General features: G+C 26.9%; 14 protein-coding genes. All 14 read left to right on the forward strand.

Annotated elements, in window-relative coordinates; translation table 11 throughout:
- The coding region (locus tag ACTCCZ_RS00745) for a sensor histidine kinase (protein ID WP_463187062.1) at positions 1 to 283 on the forward strand (283 nt) is incomplete at its 5' end.
- Positions 276 to 1,547 (forward strand): GGDEF domain-containing response regulator, encoded by a 1,272-nt coding sequence (locus ACTCCZ_RS00750; protein WP_159445711.1) that lies wholly within the window; start codon positions 276 to 278, stop codon positions 1,545 to 1,547. The genes ACTCCZ_RS00745 and ACTCCZ_RS00750, both read left to right, overlap by 8 nt.
- 232 nt (positions 1,548 to 1,779) lie before the next feature.
- The gene (locus tag ACTCCZ_RS00755) at positions 1,780 to 3,333 is read left to right on the forward strand and encodes a 2-isopropylmalate synthase (RefSeq protein ID WP_079577293.1); all 1,554 of its coding nucleotides are present in this window, start codon (positions 1,780 to 1,782) and stop codon (positions 3,331 to 3,333) included.
- A 96-nt stretch (positions 3,334 to 3,429) separates the two neighbouring features.
- Positions 3,430 to 5,034 (forward strand): cation:proton antiporter, encoded by a 1,605-nt coding sequence (locus ACTCCZ_RS00760; RefSeq protein ID WP_079577294.1) that lies wholly within the window; start codon positions 3,430 to 3,432, stop codon positions 5,032 to 5,034.
- Positions 5,035 to 5,037: 3 nt separating this feature from the next.
- Positions 5,038 to 5,862 carry a universal stress protein gene (locus tag ACTCCZ_RS00765; protein WP_079577295.1) on the forward strand — a complete coding sequence of 275 codons (825 nt, stop codon included), beginning with the start codon at positions 5,038 to 5,040 and terminating at the stop codon, positions 5,860 to 5,862.
- Between the two features lie 5 nt (positions 5,863 to 5,867).
- Complete coding sequence (locus ACTCCZ_RS00770; RefSeq protein ID WP_079577296.1) at positions 5,868 to 7,898, forward strand: DUF1538 family protein; 2,031 nt, start codon at positions 5,868 to 5,870, stop codon at positions 7,896 to 7,898.
- Positions 7,876 to 8,202, forward strand: coding sequence for a thioredoxin family protein (locus tag ACTCCZ_RS00775; RefSeq protein ID WP_079577297.1), 327 nt, complete (start codon positions 7,876 to 7,878; stop codon positions 8,200 to 8,202). The genes ACTCCZ_RS00770 and ACTCCZ_RS00775 overlap by 23 nt, the downstream gene beginning before the upstream one ends.
- A gap of 20 nt (positions 8,203 to 8,222) precedes the next feature.
- Positions 8,223 to 8,642 (forward strand): heme-binding domain-containing protein, encoded by a 420-nt coding sequence (locus ACTCCZ_RS00780; RefSeq protein ID WP_079577298.1) that lies wholly within the window; start codon positions 8,223 to 8,225, stop codon positions 8,640 to 8,642.
- Position 8,643: 1 nt separating this feature from the next.
- Positions 8,644 to 11,604: a MutS-related protein gene (locus ACTCCZ_RS00785; RefSeq protein ID WP_079577299.1), complete on the forward strand. Its 2,961-nt coding sequence runs from the start codon at positions 8,644 to 8,646 to the stop codon at positions 11,602 to 11,604.
- Between the two features lie 146 nt (positions 11,605 to 11,750).
- The gene (locus ACTCCZ_RS00790; RefSeq protein WP_079577300.1) at positions 11,751 to 14,987 is read left to right on the forward strand and encodes a helicase-related protein; all 3,237 of its coding nucleotides are present in this window, start codon (positions 11,751 to 11,753) and stop codon (positions 14,985 to 14,987) included.
- A gap of 3 nt (positions 14,988 to 14,990) precedes the next feature.
- The gene (locus tag ACTCCZ_RS00795; protein WP_079577301.1) at positions 14,991 to 15,608 is read left to right on the forward strand and encodes a DUF4391 domain-containing protein; all 618 of its coding nucleotides are present in this window, start codon (positions 14,991 to 14,993) and stop codon (positions 15,606 to 15,608) included.
- 7 nt (positions 15,609 to 15,615) lie between these two features.
- Positions 15,616 to 17,574, forward strand: a complete 1,959-nt coding sequence (locus tag ACTCCZ_RS00800; protein WP_079577302.1) for a site-specific DNA-methyltransferase — start codon at positions 15,616 to 15,618, stop codon at positions 17,572 to 17,574.
- Positions 17,574 to 18,617, forward strand: a complete 1,044-nt coding sequence (locus ACTCCZ_RS00805; protein WP_079577303.1) for a PDDEXK nuclease domain-containing protein — start codon at positions 17,574 to 17,576, stop codon at positions 18,615 to 18,617. The genes ACTCCZ_RS00800 and ACTCCZ_RS00805 overlap by 1 nt, the downstream gene beginning before the upstream one ends.
- Complete coding sequence (locus ACTCCZ_RS00810) at positions 18,601 to 21,699, forward strand: restriction endonuclease (protein WP_079577304.1); 3,099 nt, start codon at positions 18,601 to 18,603, stop codon at positions 21,697 to 21,699. Before ACTCCZ_RS00805 ends, ACTCCZ_RS00810 begins: the two co-directional genes overlap by 17 nt.
- Positions 21,700 to 21,749 lie beyond the last annotated feature (50 nt).

Genomic DNA, 21,749 nt, shown 5'->3' on the forward strand with positions numbered 1-21,749 from the left:
AGATGCAAAAGTAAAAATAAGAGTATATAAAGATAAAAATAGTGCAATAGTACAAATAGAAGATAATGCAAAAGGAATAAGCAAAGATATAAAAGAGAAGATATTTGAGCCATACTTTACAACAAAAGAAGAGGGCAAAGGAACAGGAATAGGATTATATATGACAAAAACTATTATTGAAAATAGTATGGGTGGAGAAATTAGTGTAGAAAATACAGATTTAGGTGCTTGTTTTACTATTTGTGTGCCTCTTATGATAAAAAAAGGAATTGAAAGTGAATAGAGATTTATTAAAAAATACCATAGTATTATATGTAGAAGATGAAAAACAATTAAGACAAGAGGTCTCTTTTCATCTAAAAAAATATATAAAAAACTTTTATACAGCAAATAATGGAGAAGAGGGAATAAAACTTTTTTATGAAATAAAACCAGATATAATAATCACAGATATACAAATGCCAAAATTAAATGGTCTTGAAATGATTAGAAGATTAAATACAAATATTCCTGTAATTATAACAACTGCATATTCAGATGTAGAGTATCTTTTAGAGGCTATAAAACTAAATGTTAACAAATTTGTAATGAAACCAATAAATCTTATTGAACTTGTAAAAGCTATTCAAGAGTCTATTATAAGAGATAACTTACAAGAAAAAATCTTTGAAAAAGAGAATTTATTAAAAATAATAAATGAAAATGTATTGATTTCAATTACTGATGTAAATGGAATTTATATAGATGTTAGTAATGCATTTTGCAAGTTTACAGGTTATTCAAAAGAAGAATTATTAGGTAAAAGTCATATGATATTAAGACATAAGGATACACCTGATGAGTTATATAGTTTACTTTGGAAAACAATAAAATCAGGCAAAACTTTTAAAGAAGAAGAAGTTAAATATATGAAGAAAAATGGTGAAGAGTTTATTTGTAATCTCTCTATTACACCTGCTTTTAAAGATGAGAAAATTGTTAATTATACAACTATTAGACAAGATATAACAAGTAAAAAAAAGTTAGAACAATTAACAATTGAAGATGATTTAACAAAACTTTATAATAGAAGATACTTTAACAAAATAATAAGTAGTGAATTACAAAGATTAAAAAGAGCAAAATCTTATTTAAGTCTTCTTACTTTAGATATTGATTATTTTAAAAAATATAATGATATGTATGGTCATATCAAAGGAGATAAAGCTTTAACAGATGTTGCTAAAATTTTAAAAGAATCAAGTTTAAGAGCATCTGATTTTGTTTTTAGATTAGGTGGAGAAGAGTTTGGAATAATTTTTTCAGATTTAAATATAGAAGAATCTTTAGAATATTCAAATAATATTGTAAAAAAAGTTTTCGATAGAAATATTGAACATTTAGGTAATGAAAATACAAAAAGAGTAACTGTTTCAGCAGGATTAATCACTTTAAACTATATAAACTTTGAAGAAGAAGAGAAAATATATAAATATTCAGATGATGCTTTGTATGAAGCAAAACATAGTGGTAAAAATAGAGTTGTTTTATCAAAAAAATCAAAATAACTCTTGACAAAAAAAGTTTTTTAAAATATAATTTGTCAAATTTATGGGAGAGTACAATGAAAATATTCGATTTTTATAATAATCAATTCATCAAAAGTGTTAACACTCTTCTTCTGCTTTCAAAATCACTCTAATAATTACACACAATAAATCAAAAAAAAATCAAGAATATAGTTTTTTTCTTTTAAAGAAAAATGGATATAATTAAGATACTTTTAAAAAGGTAAAAATCATGGATAATAATAAAATAGTTGTATTTGATACAACATTAAGGGATGGGGAGCAAAGTCCTGGGTGTTCGATGAACACAGAAGAGAAGATTAAAGTTGCTAAGCAGTTAGAAAAATTAGGTGTTGATGTAATTGAAGCAGGTTTTGCAGCTGCTAGTCCAGGGGATTTTGATGCTGTTAGTAGAATTGCTGAACAAGTTGAAAAGTCTTCAATCTGTTCTTTAAGTAGAGCTGTTGAAAATGATATTAAACAAGCTGCTTTAGCAGTACAAAAAGCAAAGATGCATAGAATTCATACATTTATTGCAACTTCTCCTATTCATATGAAATATAAATTAAAAATGAGTGAAGAAGAAGTAATAAAAAGAGCAGTATATGCAGTTGAATATGCAAGAACTTTTGTTGATGATGTTGAGTTTTCTTTAGAAGATGCAGGAAGAAGTGAAATCTCTTTTATGAAAGAGGTAATGGATGCAGTAATTGCTGCTGGAGCTACAACTATTAATTTACCTGATACTGTTGGATATAGATTGCCAACTGAATTGGGAGCAATGGTTAAAGAGTTATCTGATTTTGCAGCTAATAGAGCAATAATCTCTGTTCATAATCACAATGACTTAGGTTTAGCAACAGCAAACACTTTAGCAGCTGTAACAAATGGTGCTAGACAAATTGAAGTAACTATGAATGGTTTAGGAGAAAGAGCTGGTAATTCTGCTTTAGAAGAATCAGTTATGGCTATTAAAACAAGACGCGATGCTTTTAAGGATTTATATACAAATATAAATACAAAAGAGATTTATGCAACTTCAAGATTAGTCGCAACTATTACAGGTGTTGAGCCACAACAAAATAAAGCAATTGTTGGTAAAAATGCATTTGCTCATGAAAGTGGAATTCACCAAGATGGTGTATTAAAACATCAAGAAACATATGAGATTATGAGACCTGAAGATGTTGGTGTTATTAAAGATTCTACTTTAATTTTAGGAAAACACTCTGGGCGTGCTGCATTTAAAGATAAAATAACTAACTTAGGTTTTGATACAGTAACAAGTGAAGAGTTAAATTCAGCCTTTGAAAAATTTAAAATCTTAGCAGATAAGAAAAAAGAAGTAACTGATGATGATATTAGAATGTTAATTACTGATGAGTCATTAAATCAAGATAAAATCTATGAGTTAGTAGGATTACAAATTTCTGACTGTTCTAATGGAGTACCAACAGCGGCTGTTTCTATTAAGCATAATGATGAGATTTTAACAGATGCAAATATTGGTAATGGAACAATGGATGCAATATTCAAAACAATTGATAGACTTACAGGCTATAGTGGAGAATTACAAAGTTATAATGTGATTTCTGTTACAGAAGGTAAAGATGCCTTAGCAAAAGTTACAACAAGAGTAGTTTTTGATGAAAAATCTCCATCATTTGTAGGTCATGGTTTAAGTGTTGATACAATGCTTGCAACTGCAAATGCATATGTTAGTGCATTAAACTCATATCTTTCACAAAAAGAAAGACTTGCAAAAAATAGTGAACATCAAGTATAAAAAATAAAGTAGTTTTAAACTACTTTATTAAGTTATTTATCTGTTTAAAAAAAAATTTTGATATAATCTTTATATTTTAATTTAGTAAGGATTTGAATGCTAACAGTTATAGTAACTTCTCTTTTTTTAGCTTTAACTATAAATATACTTTTAAAAAAAATTAACCTTCCTACAATCATTGGTTATATATTTACAGGTACTATAATTGCTTATGGTTTCAATCTTCATGATGCAGTCAATAATCACACATTAAAAGAGATTGCAGAGTTTGGTGTAGTATTTTTAATGTTTACAATAGGACTAGAATTTTCACTTGCACATTTAAAAAAGATGAAAAATGAAGTATTTTTAGCAGGTACATTACAAATTTTAATTACTGCTGTAATTGTTTTTTCTATTAGTTATTTTTTATTGGATATAGAAAAAAATGTTTCATTTATTTTATCTTTAGCTATTGCTTTATCTTCAACAGCAATAGTTTTAAAAACATTTAATGAAACAGGTGAAATAAATAGACGATACGGACAAAGAAGTTTAGGTATTTTGATTATGCAAGATATAGCAGTAATACCTATTTTATTGACAATTGGATTTATGAGTAGTGCATCAAATAGTTCTGTTACAGATGTTTTAGGTGAGATGGTTTTACATGCTGCGATGCTATTAGCTCTTATGGTAATTATTGGAAAGTATTTACTTGAACCTTTTTTTAAAGCAATAACTAAAACAAACTCAGATGAACTTTTTGTTGGTACAATACTATTTTTGGCAATTGGAGCTTCACTTTTAGCTCATGAATTAGGCTTTTCATATTCTCTTGGAGCTTTTATAGCAGGTATGTTAATAGCTGAAACTAGATATAAACACCAAGCAGAAGCTGATTTGGTACCTTTTAGAGATTTGTTATTGGGTATTTTCTTTGTAACTGTTGGGATGCAGTTAAAGTTTGATATTATTTCTTCATATATCCATATAATTTTAGCTTTACTAGTTTCTGTAATGATTTTAAAATTTGTTATTATCTATGCTATTATTAGAATAAATGAAAACAAACGTGTAAGTATGAAAACTGCACTTAGTTTAGTTCAAGTTGGGGAGTTTTCACTTGCATTACTTGAACTTGCAAGAACAGGTGGTTTAGTCCCAGCTCCATATGGTCAAATAATGATTGTAACTATTGTATTATCAATGATTATAACTCCAATAATTTTAAAAAATCTTACTTTTATTACTGATAAATTTAATAAAGAAGAAGAACCAAGTGTTAGCCAAGATTTAACTAGTTCTATATTGACAAATCATACTGTTATATTAGGTTTGGGAGAGTTTGGAAGAAATATAGCAGATGATTTATCAGCCTCTTCTGAAAAATATATAGCAATTGAAAACAATATCGAAAGCTTCTATAAATCAATAAATAGTGGTTATAACGTAGTTTTTGGAAATGCTACAAATAAAGATTTATTAAGAACTGTAAATTTAAAAGAAGCAAAATATGTAATTGTTGCAATAGATAATCCAAAAAAATTATATCAAGTATGTGATACTATTCAGCAAATAGTGCCAATAGAGAAAATTATTGTAAAAATACATACAAAAAAAGAGTCAGATATTATAGATGAATTTAATATTGCTAATGTATTTATTGAAAATAGAATAACTAGTAAAAAAATTACTGAATTAATCATAAACGAGGAGTAAGTTTTGAATACAATTTTAGTTGCAATTGATTTTTCAAATAGTAGTTCTGAAGTTTTAAAAAAGGCTATTTTTATATCAAATATGATGAAAAGTGACTTAAAAGTAGTACATGTTGTTGAAGATAATATTTTTAATTTTCATAAAGATAGTTCAAGGATAAAATTTAATTGTTTAAAATATCTTAAAGAAGAATTCCCAACTATAAAAGAAAAAGATTTTTATTTAAAAGTGGGTGTAGTTGAAGATGAAATATTTGATTTGAGCAAAGAGTTGAAATCTTTGCTTGTAATAACTGGTGCTAGTGGAGAAAATTTTAGTCTTGAAAATTTCTTTATGGGTTCTACTACAAAAAAACTTATTCGTACTTTGGAAATTCCTACTTTAATTATTAAAAATAGTATTCAAAAAGAGTATAAAAAAATATTGATTCCTACAGATTTTAGTGAAGATTCAAAATATGTAATAGAAAATACATTAAAGTTTTTTCCAAACTCTTTAATTCAACTACTTCATATGTATAATATTCCTTTTAAAAATAGACTTAATATGTATGGAATAGACAATGAAACTAGTCAAAAGTATTATGTAAATATGACAAAGAAAGTTTTTAATGATGGAGATAAATTTATGAGTTCAGTTGAAAATTGCAAAGATAAACTTAGCTTAAAAGTTGAAAATGATACTTTAGTTGATAGGTATATCAATGATGAAAATGAAAATAGTAACGAGTTTGATTTAATTTCTTTGCATACTACAGGGAATATAAGTTTTTTTACATTTGATATATTAGATAAATCAAAATATGATGTTTTAGTATTTAAAAAGTAGTATAGATGACACAGTTTAACTTTTTTTTAAAACTTTTAAGAGATTCATTTAGAGATTTACTTCCAATAGTAGTTGTAATTTTATTTTTTCAGCTTACAATCATTCAAGATGTACCTGAAAATTGGATTTCTACTACTATTGGACTAGTAATTGTTGGATTTGGACTTGCTTTATTTTTACAAGGCTTGGAAATAGGAATTTTTCCAATAGGGGAGAGTTTAGCAAGGGATTTTGCTAAAAGTAAGAATATTATTTGGATTCTTTTCTTTGGATTTTTGATTGGCTTTGGTACTACAATTGCTGAACCTGCACTTGCTGTTATTGCAGATAAAGCTGCCTCTATTTCTAGTGGTAGAATTGATGCAACAATATTAAGGCTTGTAGTTGCTGCTTCTGTTGGTTTTGCTATATTATTAGGTGTATTTAGAATAATAAAAGGTCATCCAATACACTACTATATTATTGCTGGATATATTTTAGTAGTGGGAGTTACTTTTTTTGCGCCAAAAGAGATAATTGGTTTAGCATATGATTTAGGTGGGGTTACAACTTCAACTGTAACCGTTCCATTAGTTGCAGCACTTGGAATTGGACTTGCAACTTCAATTAAAGGAAGAAACCCTGTAATTGATGGTTTTGGACTTATTGCATTTGCTTCATTAACACCAATGATATTTGTGCAAATTTATGGAATTGCTGTATATAATCTATTTGAAGCAAAAGAAGTAGCCGATATTGCAATTCATGCTACTGTTTCAAGTACAGCAAATATAAATATTTCTACTATTGTTTCTGGAATATTATCTGTAATTAAAGATGTAGCCCCAATACTAGTTATAATACTTTTCTTTCAATATATTGTTTTAAGAAAAAAAATACAAAATGTAAAAACAGTATTTTTAGGTTTTGGTTTAGTTATTATTGGTTTATATGCTTTTATCCTTGGTCTTGAAATGGGTCTATTTTCACTTGGTGAATCAATGGCTTTCCAACTTACAAAAGGTAAATCTGTATTAATAATCTATACATTTGCTTTTGCAATTGGATTTTCAACTACTATGGCTGAGCCAGCACTAATGGCTATCGCAAAAAAAGCAAAAGAGATAAGTGATGGTAAAATTAATGATTTTGCATTAAGACTATTTGTTGCTTTTGGTGTTGCAATTGGTATTGCTTTAGGTGCTTTTAGAATTGTAGATGGTGGACATATACACTACTATATTATTTTTGGGTATATATTAGTGATTATTTTAACTTTTATGGCTCCTAAGTATATTATTCCTATTGCTTATGATAGTGGAGGAGTAACTACATCAACTGTAACAGTTCCACTTGTTGCAGCCCTTGGAATTGGACTTGCTACTTCGATTGAGGGAAGAAGTCCTTTAATTGATGGTTTTGGACTTATTGCATTTGCTTCACTATTTCCTATGATAACAGTAATGTTGTATGGTATTTTTGTTGAAAAACTTGGAGTTAAATCTGATACTGAAATTGAAGCTGCAAATATTTTAAGAGATACTTTAATTGATGCTGAGAATATGGATTTAGCAACGGTTAATATTGATGGAAGCAATAGAAGACACTCATTGCCTATGGATTTTAGTGCAGTAGTTATAATAGTTCCAGAAGATAAAAAACTTGATGCAATTCAAGCAGCAAGTAAAGCTGGTGCTGGAGGTGTAACTGTTTTAAAAGCTGATGGTATAGGACTTGATGGAATTGGCAATTTTTATAGAACTTCTTTTGAAGCAAATGGTGTTTTATTGCTTTTCCTTCTTCCAAGTGCAATGGTAAACTCAGTAATAAAAGAGATTATACATTCACTTCATATTACTACTATTGGAAAAGGTATTGCTTTTGCTTTTCCTATTACACATATGAAAGGTATTAGTTTAACAAGACATGATATTTTTACACATAGAAAAGATCATAAAGATTCTAAAAATAATCCTGAAAATGCAAAAGAAGCAGAAGAGAGATTTAACCAAGAATTAGAAAAAGAATTATACAATGATACAAGTAAAAACAGTTGAGTATATAAACTCAAAGATTAATACAGGAGAAGCTGTATTAATCTATTTTAGTGCTAAGAATTGTTCTGTTTGTAGTGTTTTAAAACCAAAAATAGAGCAAGAAATATCAAAGAACTTTCCAAAAATACAAATGTATGAAGTCAAAGCTGATTTATATAAACAAGTAGCAAGTCATTTTACGGTATTTTCTATACCAACAATATTGGTTTTTTTTGATAAAAAAGAGTTCAAAAGACAAGGAAGAAATTTAAGTGTTTCTTTATTTATAAAAGAGCTTGAAAGACCATATAATCTATTTATTTAATTTATCAACTAGGATTTTATATGAAAAAAGCACTTCTTATTTTTTTAATTATTTTTGTAGTTATGCAATTTATAAGACCAGAGCAAAAAAATGAAAAAATAGTAAAAGAGCTAGAAATTGTTGCAAAGCCTGAGGTTATGAAGTTATTTAAAACTTCATGTTATGATTGCCATTCAAATAAAACAAATTGGCCTTGGTATTCTCAAGTAGCACCATTTTCTTGGGTTATTACTTCTCATATAAATGAGGGTAGAAATGCTTTAAATTTCACACAATGGAATAACTATGATAAGCAAAAGCAAGAAGAAAAATTAAGATCAATCTATAAAAAAGTTTATGCAGCAATGCCACTTAAAAGTTATATAGCTTTTCATGAAGAAGCAGATTTAACAAAAGAGCAAAGAGAAATGATTAGAAACTGGACTGGAGTGAGAAGATAAATTGAGACAAGAAGTTCAAGAATTATTAGATGATAAAAAAATTTTACTTACATATACATATTTTAAACTTCAAAAACTATTTGAAGAAAAATATGGTAAAAATACTATTGTTCTTATGGAAATAGGAACTTTTTTTGAAGTTTATGAAGTAAATAATGATAAAGAACAAATAGGTAAAGCAAAAGAGATTGCTGAGCTTTTAAATATACAACTAACAAGAAAAAACAAATCAATTTTAGAAAATTCTCAAGATAATCCTATCATGGCAGGTGTTCCTGCTATATCTTTTGATAAACACCTTTCAAGAATAATAAATGAACAAAAATATACAGTAGTTGTTATAAGACAAAGAGGTCTTCCTCCTAAGGTCTCAAGATATTTAGATACAGTTATTAGTCCAGGAACAAATTTTGATTTTGTAGTTGACCAAGATGAAAATAATATTACTTCTTTAGTTGTTGATCAAGTAAAAGGAATTTATTTAATAGGATATAGTGCAATTGATGTAACAACAGGTAAATGCTATTATAATGAAGTACATGGTACAAGTGAAGATAAGTTTTATGCACTTGATGAAGCTTTTAACTATATGAATATGCATAAAACAAATGAAATAGTTGTAACTTTTGCAGATAAAAATATAAATCAAAAAGAAGTGATTGATTACTTAGAGTTAAAATTAAAAACTTTTCATATTGGAAGTTTTAGACCAAAAATCACTTATCAAAATGAATTATTTAAAAATGTATTCAATATTCAATCACTTCTTACTTCAATAGAACATCTTGATATGGAAAGAGTGCCTTTAAGTAGTGAAAGTTTAGCTATATTAATTGATTTTGTTATTGGTCATGATTCAAATATTGTTCAAAAATTATCAATGCCTATAAAACTTGATATCTCAAAATATATCTATTTAGGAAACAATGCATTAGAGCAATTAAATATAATAGAAACTTCTCATAACCCAAGTTTAATTAAACTTTTAAATAATACTTCAACAGCCATGGGAAAAAGACTTCTAAAAGAAAGACTTACTCATCCTGTAAAAGATACAAAAGAGATATTAAGAAGATTTAATTTATCAAAAGAGTTATTTGATTATTATGCTCCAATAGAAAATGAATTAGCAAATATTTATGATATTGAAAGACTTACAAGAAGAATAAAACTAGCAAGATTGCACCCTTTTGAATTAAACTATTTATATGACTCTTTATTAAGTATAAAAGAAGTCGTAAAGTTTATGGAAAGTTATAAGTTTTTTACTCCTCCTTGTAGTTCTAAAGAGCTAGAACTTTTTATAAATTCAATTGATTCTACTTTTGATTTAGATATATCTGGTAAGTATATGTTAAAAGATGTAGAAGCAAATATGGTTTGCGAGGGAATAAATGTTCAAATTGATGAATTAACTAGACAAAATGATGAACTTTACTCAAAATTAGAGTTATTAAAATCACATATTTTAACATATTTAAAAAGTGATGATAAAAATCAAGTAAGTATAAATAGACTTGATAAAGAGGGCTTTTATTTAGCACTTACTAAAAATAGATACAATCTAATAAAAGATGAATTACTAAATTCACATATTATTATAGATGATGAGCTTTTATTAGTTAAAGATTTTAAAATAAAAGTGCAAACTACAAATGTAAAAATATCATGCAGTTTAACAGAGACTATATCAGATAAATATGTACATAATCTAAGAAAAATAATAGAGTTAAATAAACTTGTATTTAAAGAAAAACTAGTAGAGTTTGAGAAGAAATTTGCAATATTATTAGAAGAACTTGTGCAGTTTATAGCAGAGATTGATTTAACAGTTTCAAATGTAAAAACAGCTAAAAAATATAATTATACATGCCCTAAAATAGTAAAAACAAAAGATGATGAAAACTTTTTAGAGCTAGTTGAGCTTAGACATCCTATTATTGAAGCAAATGAAGAACAAGGTATTTATGTTCCAAATGATGTGGTTTTAGGAGAGCTAAGTTATGCCTCAAAAGAGCAAAAAAACAATGTAATAGTAAAAAACTCAAACCCTTTAAATATAACAGATAATAAAATGCATGGAGTTTTACTTTATGGTATAAACTCATCTGGTAAATCTTCACTTATGAAATCAATAGGAATTGCTGTTATTTTAGCACAAGCAGGTTTTTATGTACCTGCAAAATCTATGAGATTTTCAGTTTTTGATGCAGTTTATACAAGAATTAGTGGAGCTGATAATATTGCAAAAGGTTTATCTTCATTTGCTGTTGAGATGCTTGAACTTAAAAATATTTTCAATAGAGCAACAAAAAAATCATTGGTTTTAGGAGATGAAATTTCTCATAGTACTGAAACTATGAGTGGTTTAAGTATTGTTGCAAGTGCTATATTAAAACTTGCAAAACTAGAATCAATTTTTGTTTTTGCAACGCACTTACATCAATTACCAGAGATAAAAGAGATAGAAAAACTAAGAAATATTATCTCTTTACATCTATCAGTTATGTATGAAGATAAAGAAGATAAACTTATTTTTGATAGAAAACTAGCCTTTGGAAGTGGTTCTTCTATGTATGGGTTAGAGTATGCAAAATCACTTCATATGGATAAAGAGTTTTTAAGCGTTGCAAATGATATTAGAAAACGTTTAACAGATGATTATGATAAAATAGAAAGACTTACACAGAAAAAAACCTCAAAATATAATAAAGATGTATTTGCCTCAACTTGTGTAATATGTGGAAAAGCTTGTGATGATGTTCACCATATAAAAGAGCAAGCAAGAGCTAATAAAGATGGCTTTATAGGTCATATGAATGCAAACCATAAATATAATCTAATTCCTTTATGCAAAGAGCATCATAAATTAGTTCATGAGGGTAAAATCAACATAAATGGATTTGTTGCTACTTCAAATGGTTTGGAGCTTCATTATACAGATGCAAGCGAAAATAATTAAAATAGTAATATCTATTATAGAAAGTGTTTTAAACTGTAATTTTCATTAGTGATATTTATTAAATCTAAGCTATGAATTAAATAATTATATTATATTTTTTGCTACTTTTTGATAACATAAAGCTATTTTTATGGAGTTGGTAGCTTATGATTAAAACTTTTGATAATAGAATAAATGTAGTTGGTGATGATTTAAAAAATTCAATAGGTATTAACAGTAAGCTTAGTGTAGCTTCTTCAATATTCTCAATTTATGGATTTGAGAGTTTAAAAAAAGAGTTATCTAAAATTGAAGAATTAAGGTTCATATTTACAGACCCAACTTTTGTTAAAACTGACCAAAATAAAAAAGACTCAAGATTCTTTGAAATATCTTCATTAAATAGACAAAAATCAATTAATGGTTCGGACTTTGAAATTAATTTAAAAAATGAATTAAAAGGTAGAACTATTGCCAAAGAGTGTAGAAAATGGTGTGAGCAAAAAGTAAGGTTCAAATCAAATAAAGGCAATGGAGCTATTGCTCCAATGCTAATTGTAGATAATGATATAGATAAATCAACATACTTAAATCTAAATGAGTTTAGTAGTGCTGGTTTTGGCTATAAAAAAGATAATACTTTACTTGGTGCTATAACAAAAATGGAAGACAGCACAACTACACAAAGTTTTTTAACTAACTTTGATAATGTCTGGAACGATAAAGAAATATTAAAAGATATTACAGATGAAGTAATCTCATACATAGATAATCTTTATAAAGAAAACTCTCCTGAATTTATATATTATTTAGTGCTTTATCACATTTTCAATGAGTTTTTAGAAGACCTAAGTGAAGATGAATTAGCAAATGAAAAAACTGGATTTAAAGATAGTGTAATTTGGAGTAAACTATATGATTTTCAAAAAGACGCTGTATTAGGACTTATAAATAAACTTGAAAAGTTTAATGGTTGTATATTAGCTGATTCTGTGGGACTTGGAAAAACTTTTTCAGCTCTTGGAGTTATAAAGTATTATCAAGAGAGAAATAAATCAATCTTAGTGCTTTGTCCTAAAAAACTTGGTGATAACTGGAAAACATTTTTAAATAATTATGAAGATAATCCACTTTTAAAAGATAGATTTAATTATGATGTTTTATATCATACTGATATTTTAAGGGAAAAAGGTTTTTCAAATGGTATAGACTTATCAAGAGTAAATTGGGCTAATTATGACTTAATAGTAATAGACGAATCACATAATTTTAGAAATAATGACGCAAGAAAAAAGAAAACTACAAGATATCAAAAACTACTAAATATTATAAAAACAGGTGTAAAAACAAAACTTTTAATGCTAAGTGCTACTCCTGTTAATAATAGATTTACAGACTTAAAAAACCAAATAGCATTAGCATATGAGGGGCAAACAAATTTAGTTGATACAAAATTAAATATATCAACTTCTATTGACGCAGTCTTACGAAAGGCTCAAAAAACTTTTAATGATTGGTCTGATTTATTAGTTGAGCAAAGAACAACTCAAAACTTATTAAAAGAGTTAAATAAAAATTATGACTTTTTTAAATTACTTGATTCAATAACTATGGCAAGAAGTAGAAGGCATATTGAAAAGTATTATAATATGAGTTCAATTGGAAAATTTCCAACAAGACTTAAACCAAGGGCAATTCATACAAATTTAACTGAGTTAAATGATATTATGAGTATTGAAGATATCTATAAAAAATTATCTTCTTTTAATATGTCAGTTTATAGTCCTTTTTCATATATTTTTAGTAGTAGATTAGAGTTTTATAGTGATTTATATGATACTGATGTTGGTAATAATTCTACTTTAAAACAATCTAGTAGAGAAGAAAGTTTAAAAAAATTAATGCGTGTTAATTTTCTAAAAAGATTAGAAAGTTCAGTTGATAGTTTTAGAATAACGCTTAATAATTTTAGTTCAAATATCATAGATATATTAGATAAAATTGACGATTTTGAAACTAATGGCTTAGGCTTAGTTGATGAATTTGATAGTTCTAGTTTAGAAGATAGTGATGAAGATTGGTTAGATGAAGAGTTTAGCATAGGTAAAAAAGTTCAAATTAACTTAGCTGATATGGATACAAAAAGTTGGAGAGTTGATTTAGAAAATGATCTTGAAATAGCACAAAATATTTTAAAAGATATGAATAAGATTTTACCAAGTGAAGATACTAAACTTAACAGACTAAAAGAAGAAATTCAAAATAAATTAACTAATCCTATTAATGAGAATAATAAAAAGATAATCATATTTACAGCTTTTGCTGATACAGCAAACTATTTATATACTCAATTAAAAGAGTTCAATTTGTCTCTTGGTCTTCAAAGTGCTAAAATTACAGGAAGTGGAACAAATCAAACAACTTTAAATATTGATAAGCAATTTAACAATATTTTATCTCATTTTTCACCATTATCTAAAAGTTTAAATTTAAAAGACCCTACAAAACAAATAGATGTTTTAATAGCTACTGATTGTATTTCTGAGGGGCAAAATTTACAAGATTGTGATACCTTAATTAACTATGATATTCATTGGAATCCAGTTAGAATAATCCAAAGATTTGGTAGGGTGGATAGAATAGGAAGTAAAAACAACTATATACAGTTAATTAACTTTTGGCCAAATCTTAGTCTTGATGAATATATAAACTTAAAAAATAGAGTTGAAACTAGAATGTTTATGGTTGATACAACAGCAACAGGTGAAGATAATGTTTTAACTAATGAGTCTACTGATATGGATTTTAGAAAGCAACAACTACAAAAACTTCAAAGTGAAGTAGTTGATATTGAAGATATGGATAATTCTATTTCTATTACTGATTTAGGACTTAATGATTTTAGAATGGACTTGTTAAATTACATTGAGCAAAAAGGTGATATAGCAAATGTAAGTAATGGTATTCATACTGTATGCCAAAAAGATATTAGCAAAAATTTAGATGATGGTGTAATCTTTGTATTAAAAAACATAAATCAAAATGTAAATATAGACAATACAAACCAACTTCACCCATTTTATTTAGTTCATATAAACAAAGACGCAGAAGTAGTATCAAATCATTTAAGTGTAAAAAATATATTAGATACTATTAGATATCTTTGTAAAGGTAAAGAAGAACCTATTGCTAGTGTTTATGAACCTTTTAATGAAGAGACTAAAGATGGCAAAAATATGGGTGAATATTCAAGCTTATTAAATGAAGCTATTTCTTCAATAATTGATACAAAAGATGAAACAGATATTGAATCACTTTTCAGTAGTGGTGGAACTTCAATACTTGAAAATGAGATAAAAGGTCTTGATGACTTTGAACTTATAGCATTTATAGTAATAAGGTAAAAAATGAGAAGTTTAAATTTACCAAATAGTGCTTTTGTAAATAGGTTTTTATCAAAACAAACTTTTATAAAAAAAATATCAAATGGTAAAGCAATTTTTAGTGATATAGAAAAAATTACTTGGTCTTATAAACTCAGTGCTTCAACTATAAATATTGAGGGAACTAAACAAGTAGAAGAGATACATATTTTTAATATGATACTTAAATCAAAAGATATTCCTATTAAGGCGTTAAAAGAGATAAATAAACTTATTCCTTATCCTATTCTTTTTGTATTTGAATACAAAGAAGAGTTTTGTTATGGAATATCATTGCTTGATGAAAAGAAGTATTATTTTTCAAACTGGAATGAAGAAAAAAAGTTTAATTTTGTAGATACAAACTTAGAAAAGGTTTATCAAAATATAGTAAGACAATTTTTATCAAATATTGAACCAGATACTAGAAAAGATATAGGTTTTAAAGAAACAATTGAAATTGATAAAAAAATAGCAGAAATATCAAAAAGTATTGAGGTTTTAAAGGGTAAAATTGCCAAAGAAAAACAGTTTAATAAAAAAACTGAATTAAATAAAGATTTAAAAAAATTAAAAAAAGAATTAAATAATTTAAAGGGGTAATATATAAATGAGTTTTGAAAAACTTGATATGAAAACAGTAGATTTTAAAAATGAAAATATAGCAAAAATAGCTGAACTTTTTCCAAATGTTGTAAGTGAAGATGAAAATGGAAAAGCAATAGACTTTGAAGCACTTAAACAAGAGTTATCAGAAAATATTATTGATGGATATAAAGAAAGATACTCTTTAAACTGGGCAGGTAAAAGAGAAGCTCAATTATCTGCTAACACTCCAACAACTAAAACACTTAGACCTTGTAAAGAAGAGAGTGTAGATTTTGATACTACTGAAAATTTATATATTGAAGGTGATAACTTAGAAGTTTTAAAAATACTTCAAGAAAGTTATATGAATAAAATCAAAATGATATACATAGACCCACCATATAATACAGGTAATGATTTTGTTTATAAAGATGATTTTTCAAGAGAAATAGAAGTTGAACTACTTGAAAGTGGTCAGATAGATGAAGAGGGTGGAAGATTAGTATCAAATCCTGATAGTAATGGAAGATATCATAGTGATTGGTTATCTATGATGTATCCAAGATTAAAATTAGCAAGAAATTTATTAAAAGAAGATGGCGTAATATTTATATCTATTGATGATAATGAGGTAGTAAATCTTAGGAAAATTTGTGATGAAATATTTGGAGAAAATAACTTTGAAGCTGATTTTCATATTAAAGTAAGGCATGAAAATAGGATATTAAGAGAAGATATAAGATATCAATTAGTTATGGAACATATATTATGTTATCGAAAATCAAGTTATACTCCAAATAGAAAAGAAAAAATTAAAAATAGTAGTGATGACTATGAGTATGATATTATATTAACAAGTAGTCCAAGTGAGATAATAAAAATAGGTACTTATGAAGTAGAAGTATATGACCAGTCCTCTTATGAATTAAAACAAGTTGAGAAAGGTAAAGGACAATTTAAAGAATATCAAATTAGAGGTTCCTTAATATCTCAAAAGGGTTCAGCATCAGAATATTATGAACTTAATTTAAGAGAAAGAAAAGATAAAGATAAAGAAGGAGCATTATATAAAGTTATAGGTATGGGACTTAAAGGAGATGGATTAGGATATAGATATATTCGTCAACCATATGACTTTACATATAAAAATGGATTTTATTATCAAGGGAAGCCCCTTCGTAAAGAAGATAAAGGCTTACCTTATGAAAACTATTACGATTTTACATCTGAAATGAATACAGTTGGATATGAAGGTGATATTGATTTTAAAAACGGCAAAAAGCCATTGGGATTACTAAATAAAGTCTTTGAAATTAGTAATATAGTAAATGATAAAGATGCTTTGATTTTAGACTTTTTTAGTGGTTCAGCAACAACAGCCCACGCAACTATGAAACTTAATAGTGAAGACAATGGAAATAGAAACTTTATCATGGTTCAACTTCCAGAAGAGACGGATGAAAAAAGTGAAGCATACAAAGCAGGATATAAAACTATTCCTGAAATTGGAAAAGAAAGAATCAGAAGAGCAGGTAAAAAGATAGTTGAAGAGAGTGGTAAAACTGACTTAGATATTGGATTTAGAGTATTAAAACTTGATAGCTCAAATATGAAAGAAGTATATTTTAATCCAAGTGAAATATCTCAACAAAACTTATTTGAATCAGTAGATAATATTAAAGAAGATAGAAGTGATTTAGACCTTTTATTTGGTGTATTAATTGATTGGGGTGTAGATTTAACACTACCAATTACTAAAGAAACAATTGCTGGTAAAACTTGTTATTTTGTAGATGAAGATAGTCTTTGTGCTTGTTTTGAAGATAGTATAGATGAAGAGTTTATTAAAGAACTAGCCTCAAAAGATATGTTAAGAGTAGTATTTAAAGACAGTAGCTTTGGAAATAATGACGACCTAAAAGATAATGTATCACAAATCTTTAAACAACTTAATCCAAATGTAGATATTAAGGTAATCTAATGCAGTTAGACTCAAATCTATTTAAAGATTTTGTAAGCGATATAAAATCAAAAATAAAATCAAGCCAATATGAAGCATTAAGAAGTGTAAATAAAGAGCTTATAAACCTTTACTGGAGTATAGGAAAAAGTATAGTTGAAAGACAAGATAAATTTGGCTGGGGTAAGAGTGTAGTCAAAAACTTAAGCACAGAGCTTCAAAAAGAGTTTGTAGGTATGAAAGGTTTTAGTACTCAAAACCTTTGGAATATGCGACAGTTTTATCTTGAATATAAAGATAATGAAAAACTCCAACCAATGGTTGGAGAAATTGGTTGGACTAAAAATGTAGTTATATTTCAAAAGTGCAAAGATGATTTACAAAAAGAGTTTTATCTTATTATGACTAAAAAATTTGCTTGGACAAAAAACTTACTAATAAATCAAATAGAGGGTAAATCCTATGAAAATTGGTTAGTCAATCAAACAAACTTTGATAAAACACTAGAAGATAAATATAAACACCAAGCTGTTTTATCTGTAAAAGATGAATATAATTTTGATTTTTTGAATTTACTAGATGAGTACAATGAACATCAACTTGAAATAGGACTAGTAAATAAAATAAGAGAGTTCTTGTCACAAATGGGAACAGACTTTAGTTTTATAGGAAATCAATATAAACTAGAGGTAGATGATGAGGAGTATTTTATAGATATGCTTTTATATCATAGAAGATTAAAATCACTTATAGCAATAGAATTAAAAGTTGGAAAATTCAAACCTGAGTATGCAGGAAAAATGAACTTTTATCTATCTGCACTTAATGATAAAGTAAAACTAGAAGATGAAAACCCATCAATTGGCATCATAATATGCCAAGATAAAAAAAGAACAACCGTGGAGTATGCTTTAAAAGATAGTAACAAACCAATAGGCGTAGCTACATATAAGCTTACAGAAACTCTACCAAAAGATTATGAAAAATTATTGCCAACACCTGAACAAATAAGTCAGAATTTACAGGTATTACTAGATAGGAATAGCGATGAACATAAAGTTTAAAAGTCAAGAGTATCAAAACAAAGCTGTAAAGAGTTTAGTTGATTGTTTTAAAGGGCAACCAAAACTAGAGGGATTAAAATACAGAATAGACCCTGGAAAAGTTGAACCTAAAAAAAACGCAGGTCAAATGACTATGAAAGACTATGAAGAGATAGAACTTCCAGATGGTGTTAGAAATGCTGAAATAGTTTTAACAAAAGACCAAATTTTAGATAATATTAAAACAATACAACAAAAAGAAGATTTACCAGTTTCAAAAGAGCTTGTAGCAACTTCTGTATCACCAATTAACCTTGAAGTTGAAATGGAAACAGGAACAGGTAAAACATATGTTTATATAAAATCTATGTTTGAACTATATGAAAAGTATGGATGGAATAAGTTTATTATTGTAGTTCCAAGTATTGCTATTAGAGAGGGAGTTTATCAGTCCTTTGAATTAACAAAAGAACACTTTAAACAACAATACTCAAAACAGATAATACCTTTTATATATGATTCAAAAAATCCTCAACCATTAGAGAGTTATTCAAGTGATGCTAATATAAATGTTATGATTATTAATATTCAAGCATTTAACGCAAGAGGTAAAGACGCAAGAAGAATTTATGATGAACTTGATAGTTTTGGTGGTAGAAGACCAATAGACCTTATAAAAGCAAATAGACCAATAGTAATTATAGATGAACCACAAAAAATTAATTCAAACCCTAAAAAAGAAACACCAAGTTTTAAATCACTTGTTGAATTTAATCCACTTTTTGTCGTATCTTACTCAGCAACTCACAAAGTGGTTCATAACAAAATTCATAGGCTAGATGCCCTAGATGCTTATAATCAAAAACTTGTAAAAAAAATACAAGTAAGAGGTATTTCTATTAAAGGTCTAACTGGAACAAATGGTTATATCTATCTTCAAGAAATAGTTATCTCAAAAAATAAACCACCAATAGCAAAAATGGAAATAGAGTATAAACAAAGTTCAAAAATAGATAGAAAAACATTTAACTTTATGGAAACAGATAATTTATATTATAAATCAAATTCTTTAGAGCAATATAAGGGTTTAAAAGTTGCTAATATAAACCCTCATACAAATACAGTAGAGTTTTCAAATGGTGAAAAGTTAGTATGTGGTGAAGCAACTGGAAATGTAGATGAAAAACATTTGCGAAGACTTCAAATAAAAGAGACTATTAAAGCTCATTTAGAAAAGGAAAAAGAGTTATTTAATAAAGGTATTAAAGTATTAAGTTTGTTTTTTATTGATGAGGTTGCTAAATATAGAGTATATGATAATGAAGAAGACTCAAATGGTGAATATGCTCAATATTTTGAAGAAGCTTACAAAGAAGCAATAAGTGAAATAGAAGACATAACAAATCCTGAATATAGTAAATATCTAAATAGTATTAGAGTTGAAGATACACATAATGGATACTTTTCACAAGATAAAAATAAAAAATTTGTAGATTCAAAAGTTAAAGCAAGTGGTGAAATGAAAGGTCAAAGTGATGATGTAAGTGCTTATGACTTAATATTAAAAGATAAAAAACTATTACTTGACTTAGACCCCAATAAATCTCCTGTAAGGTTTATTTTCTCACACTCAGCACTTAGAGAGGGTTGGGATAATCCTAATGTATTTGTAATCTGTGCTTTAAAAAATGTTGATGGTTCTAATGAAACTTCAAGAAGACAAGAAATTGGTAGAGGTTTAAGAATTAGTGTTGATAAAAATGGTAATAGAATGGACGATAAAGAAACAGTTCATAAAAACAATATATTAACAGTAGTTGCTAATGAAAGTTTTACTGATTATGTAAAAGCTCTTCAAAAAGATATTAAAGAAGCAATAACAGCTAGACCTATTAAAGCAAATAAAGAATACTTTACAGGTAAATATATTGAAACTATTGATGGTAAAATAAAAATTACTGAAGGTCAAGCTCAGGATATAGAAGATTATTTATTAATTAGTGGATATATAGATAGAGATAGAAAGATTACACAAAAATATCACGAAGACTTAAAAAATGGAGCATTACAAGAACTTCCAGAAGAACTTGATACATACAAAAACCAAATTTTCCAATTAGTAAGTAGTGTATATGACGAAGAAACTATTAATGAAATGGTTTCAGATGATAGAGAAACAAAGACTAATTATAGAAATAGTAATTTTGAAAAGAAAGAGTTCCAAGAGCTTTGGGAAAGTATAAATAAAAAAGCTATTTATTCAGTTCATTATGATAGTAGTGAGTTAATTAAAAAATGTATAGCAAAATTAGATAGTGATTTAAAAGTTCAACCTCTAACTTATGTAATTGAAACAGGTAATTTAGAAAAAATGGATACAGAAAGGCTAGAAAATGGAAGTAATTTTAGTAAAGAAAACCTCTCAACTGTAAAAGATAAAGCAAATGTAAATACATTTGTAAAATATGATTTAATAGGTAAAATTGCTGAAAATACAGCACTTACTAGAAAAACTGTTGGTGAAATATTAAAAGGAATAAATGAAAATACTTTTAATAAATTTAAGAAAAACCCAGAGGACTTTATAAGTGTGGCTTCAAGATTGATTAGTGAGCAAAAAGCAACAACACTAATAGAGCATTTAACATATGACACTATAAATGAAACATATGATATAGAGGATATTTTTACAGTAAATCAAGATAATACTAATTTTACAAAAGCCTTTAAAACTAAAAAACATATTTATGATTATGTAGAGTATGATTCAAAAGTTGAAAAAGAGTTTGCTGAAAAATTAGATATCGCAAATGATAAAGTTGAAGTATATGCTAAACTACCAAAAGGAAAGTATTCAATACCTACTCCATTAAAAGAGAACTATTCTCCTGATTGGGCAATAGCATTTAAAAAAGGAACTGTTAAACATATTTATTTTATTGCTGAAACAAAGGGAAGTATGTCAAGCTTACAACTTAGAGATATTGAGAAAATCAAAATTAAATGTGCTAAAAAATACTTCAAAGAAATTAGTAGTGAAGATGTTATATATCACGAAATAGATAGTTTTGAAGAATTACTAAAAGTAGTTGGTGGAGATTAAACTTTTACTTATTCTCAAAAGACAAATGATGCTGTAAGCTTATCTTGTAA

It is taken from the genome of Malaciobacter sp. (assembly GCF_055140965.1).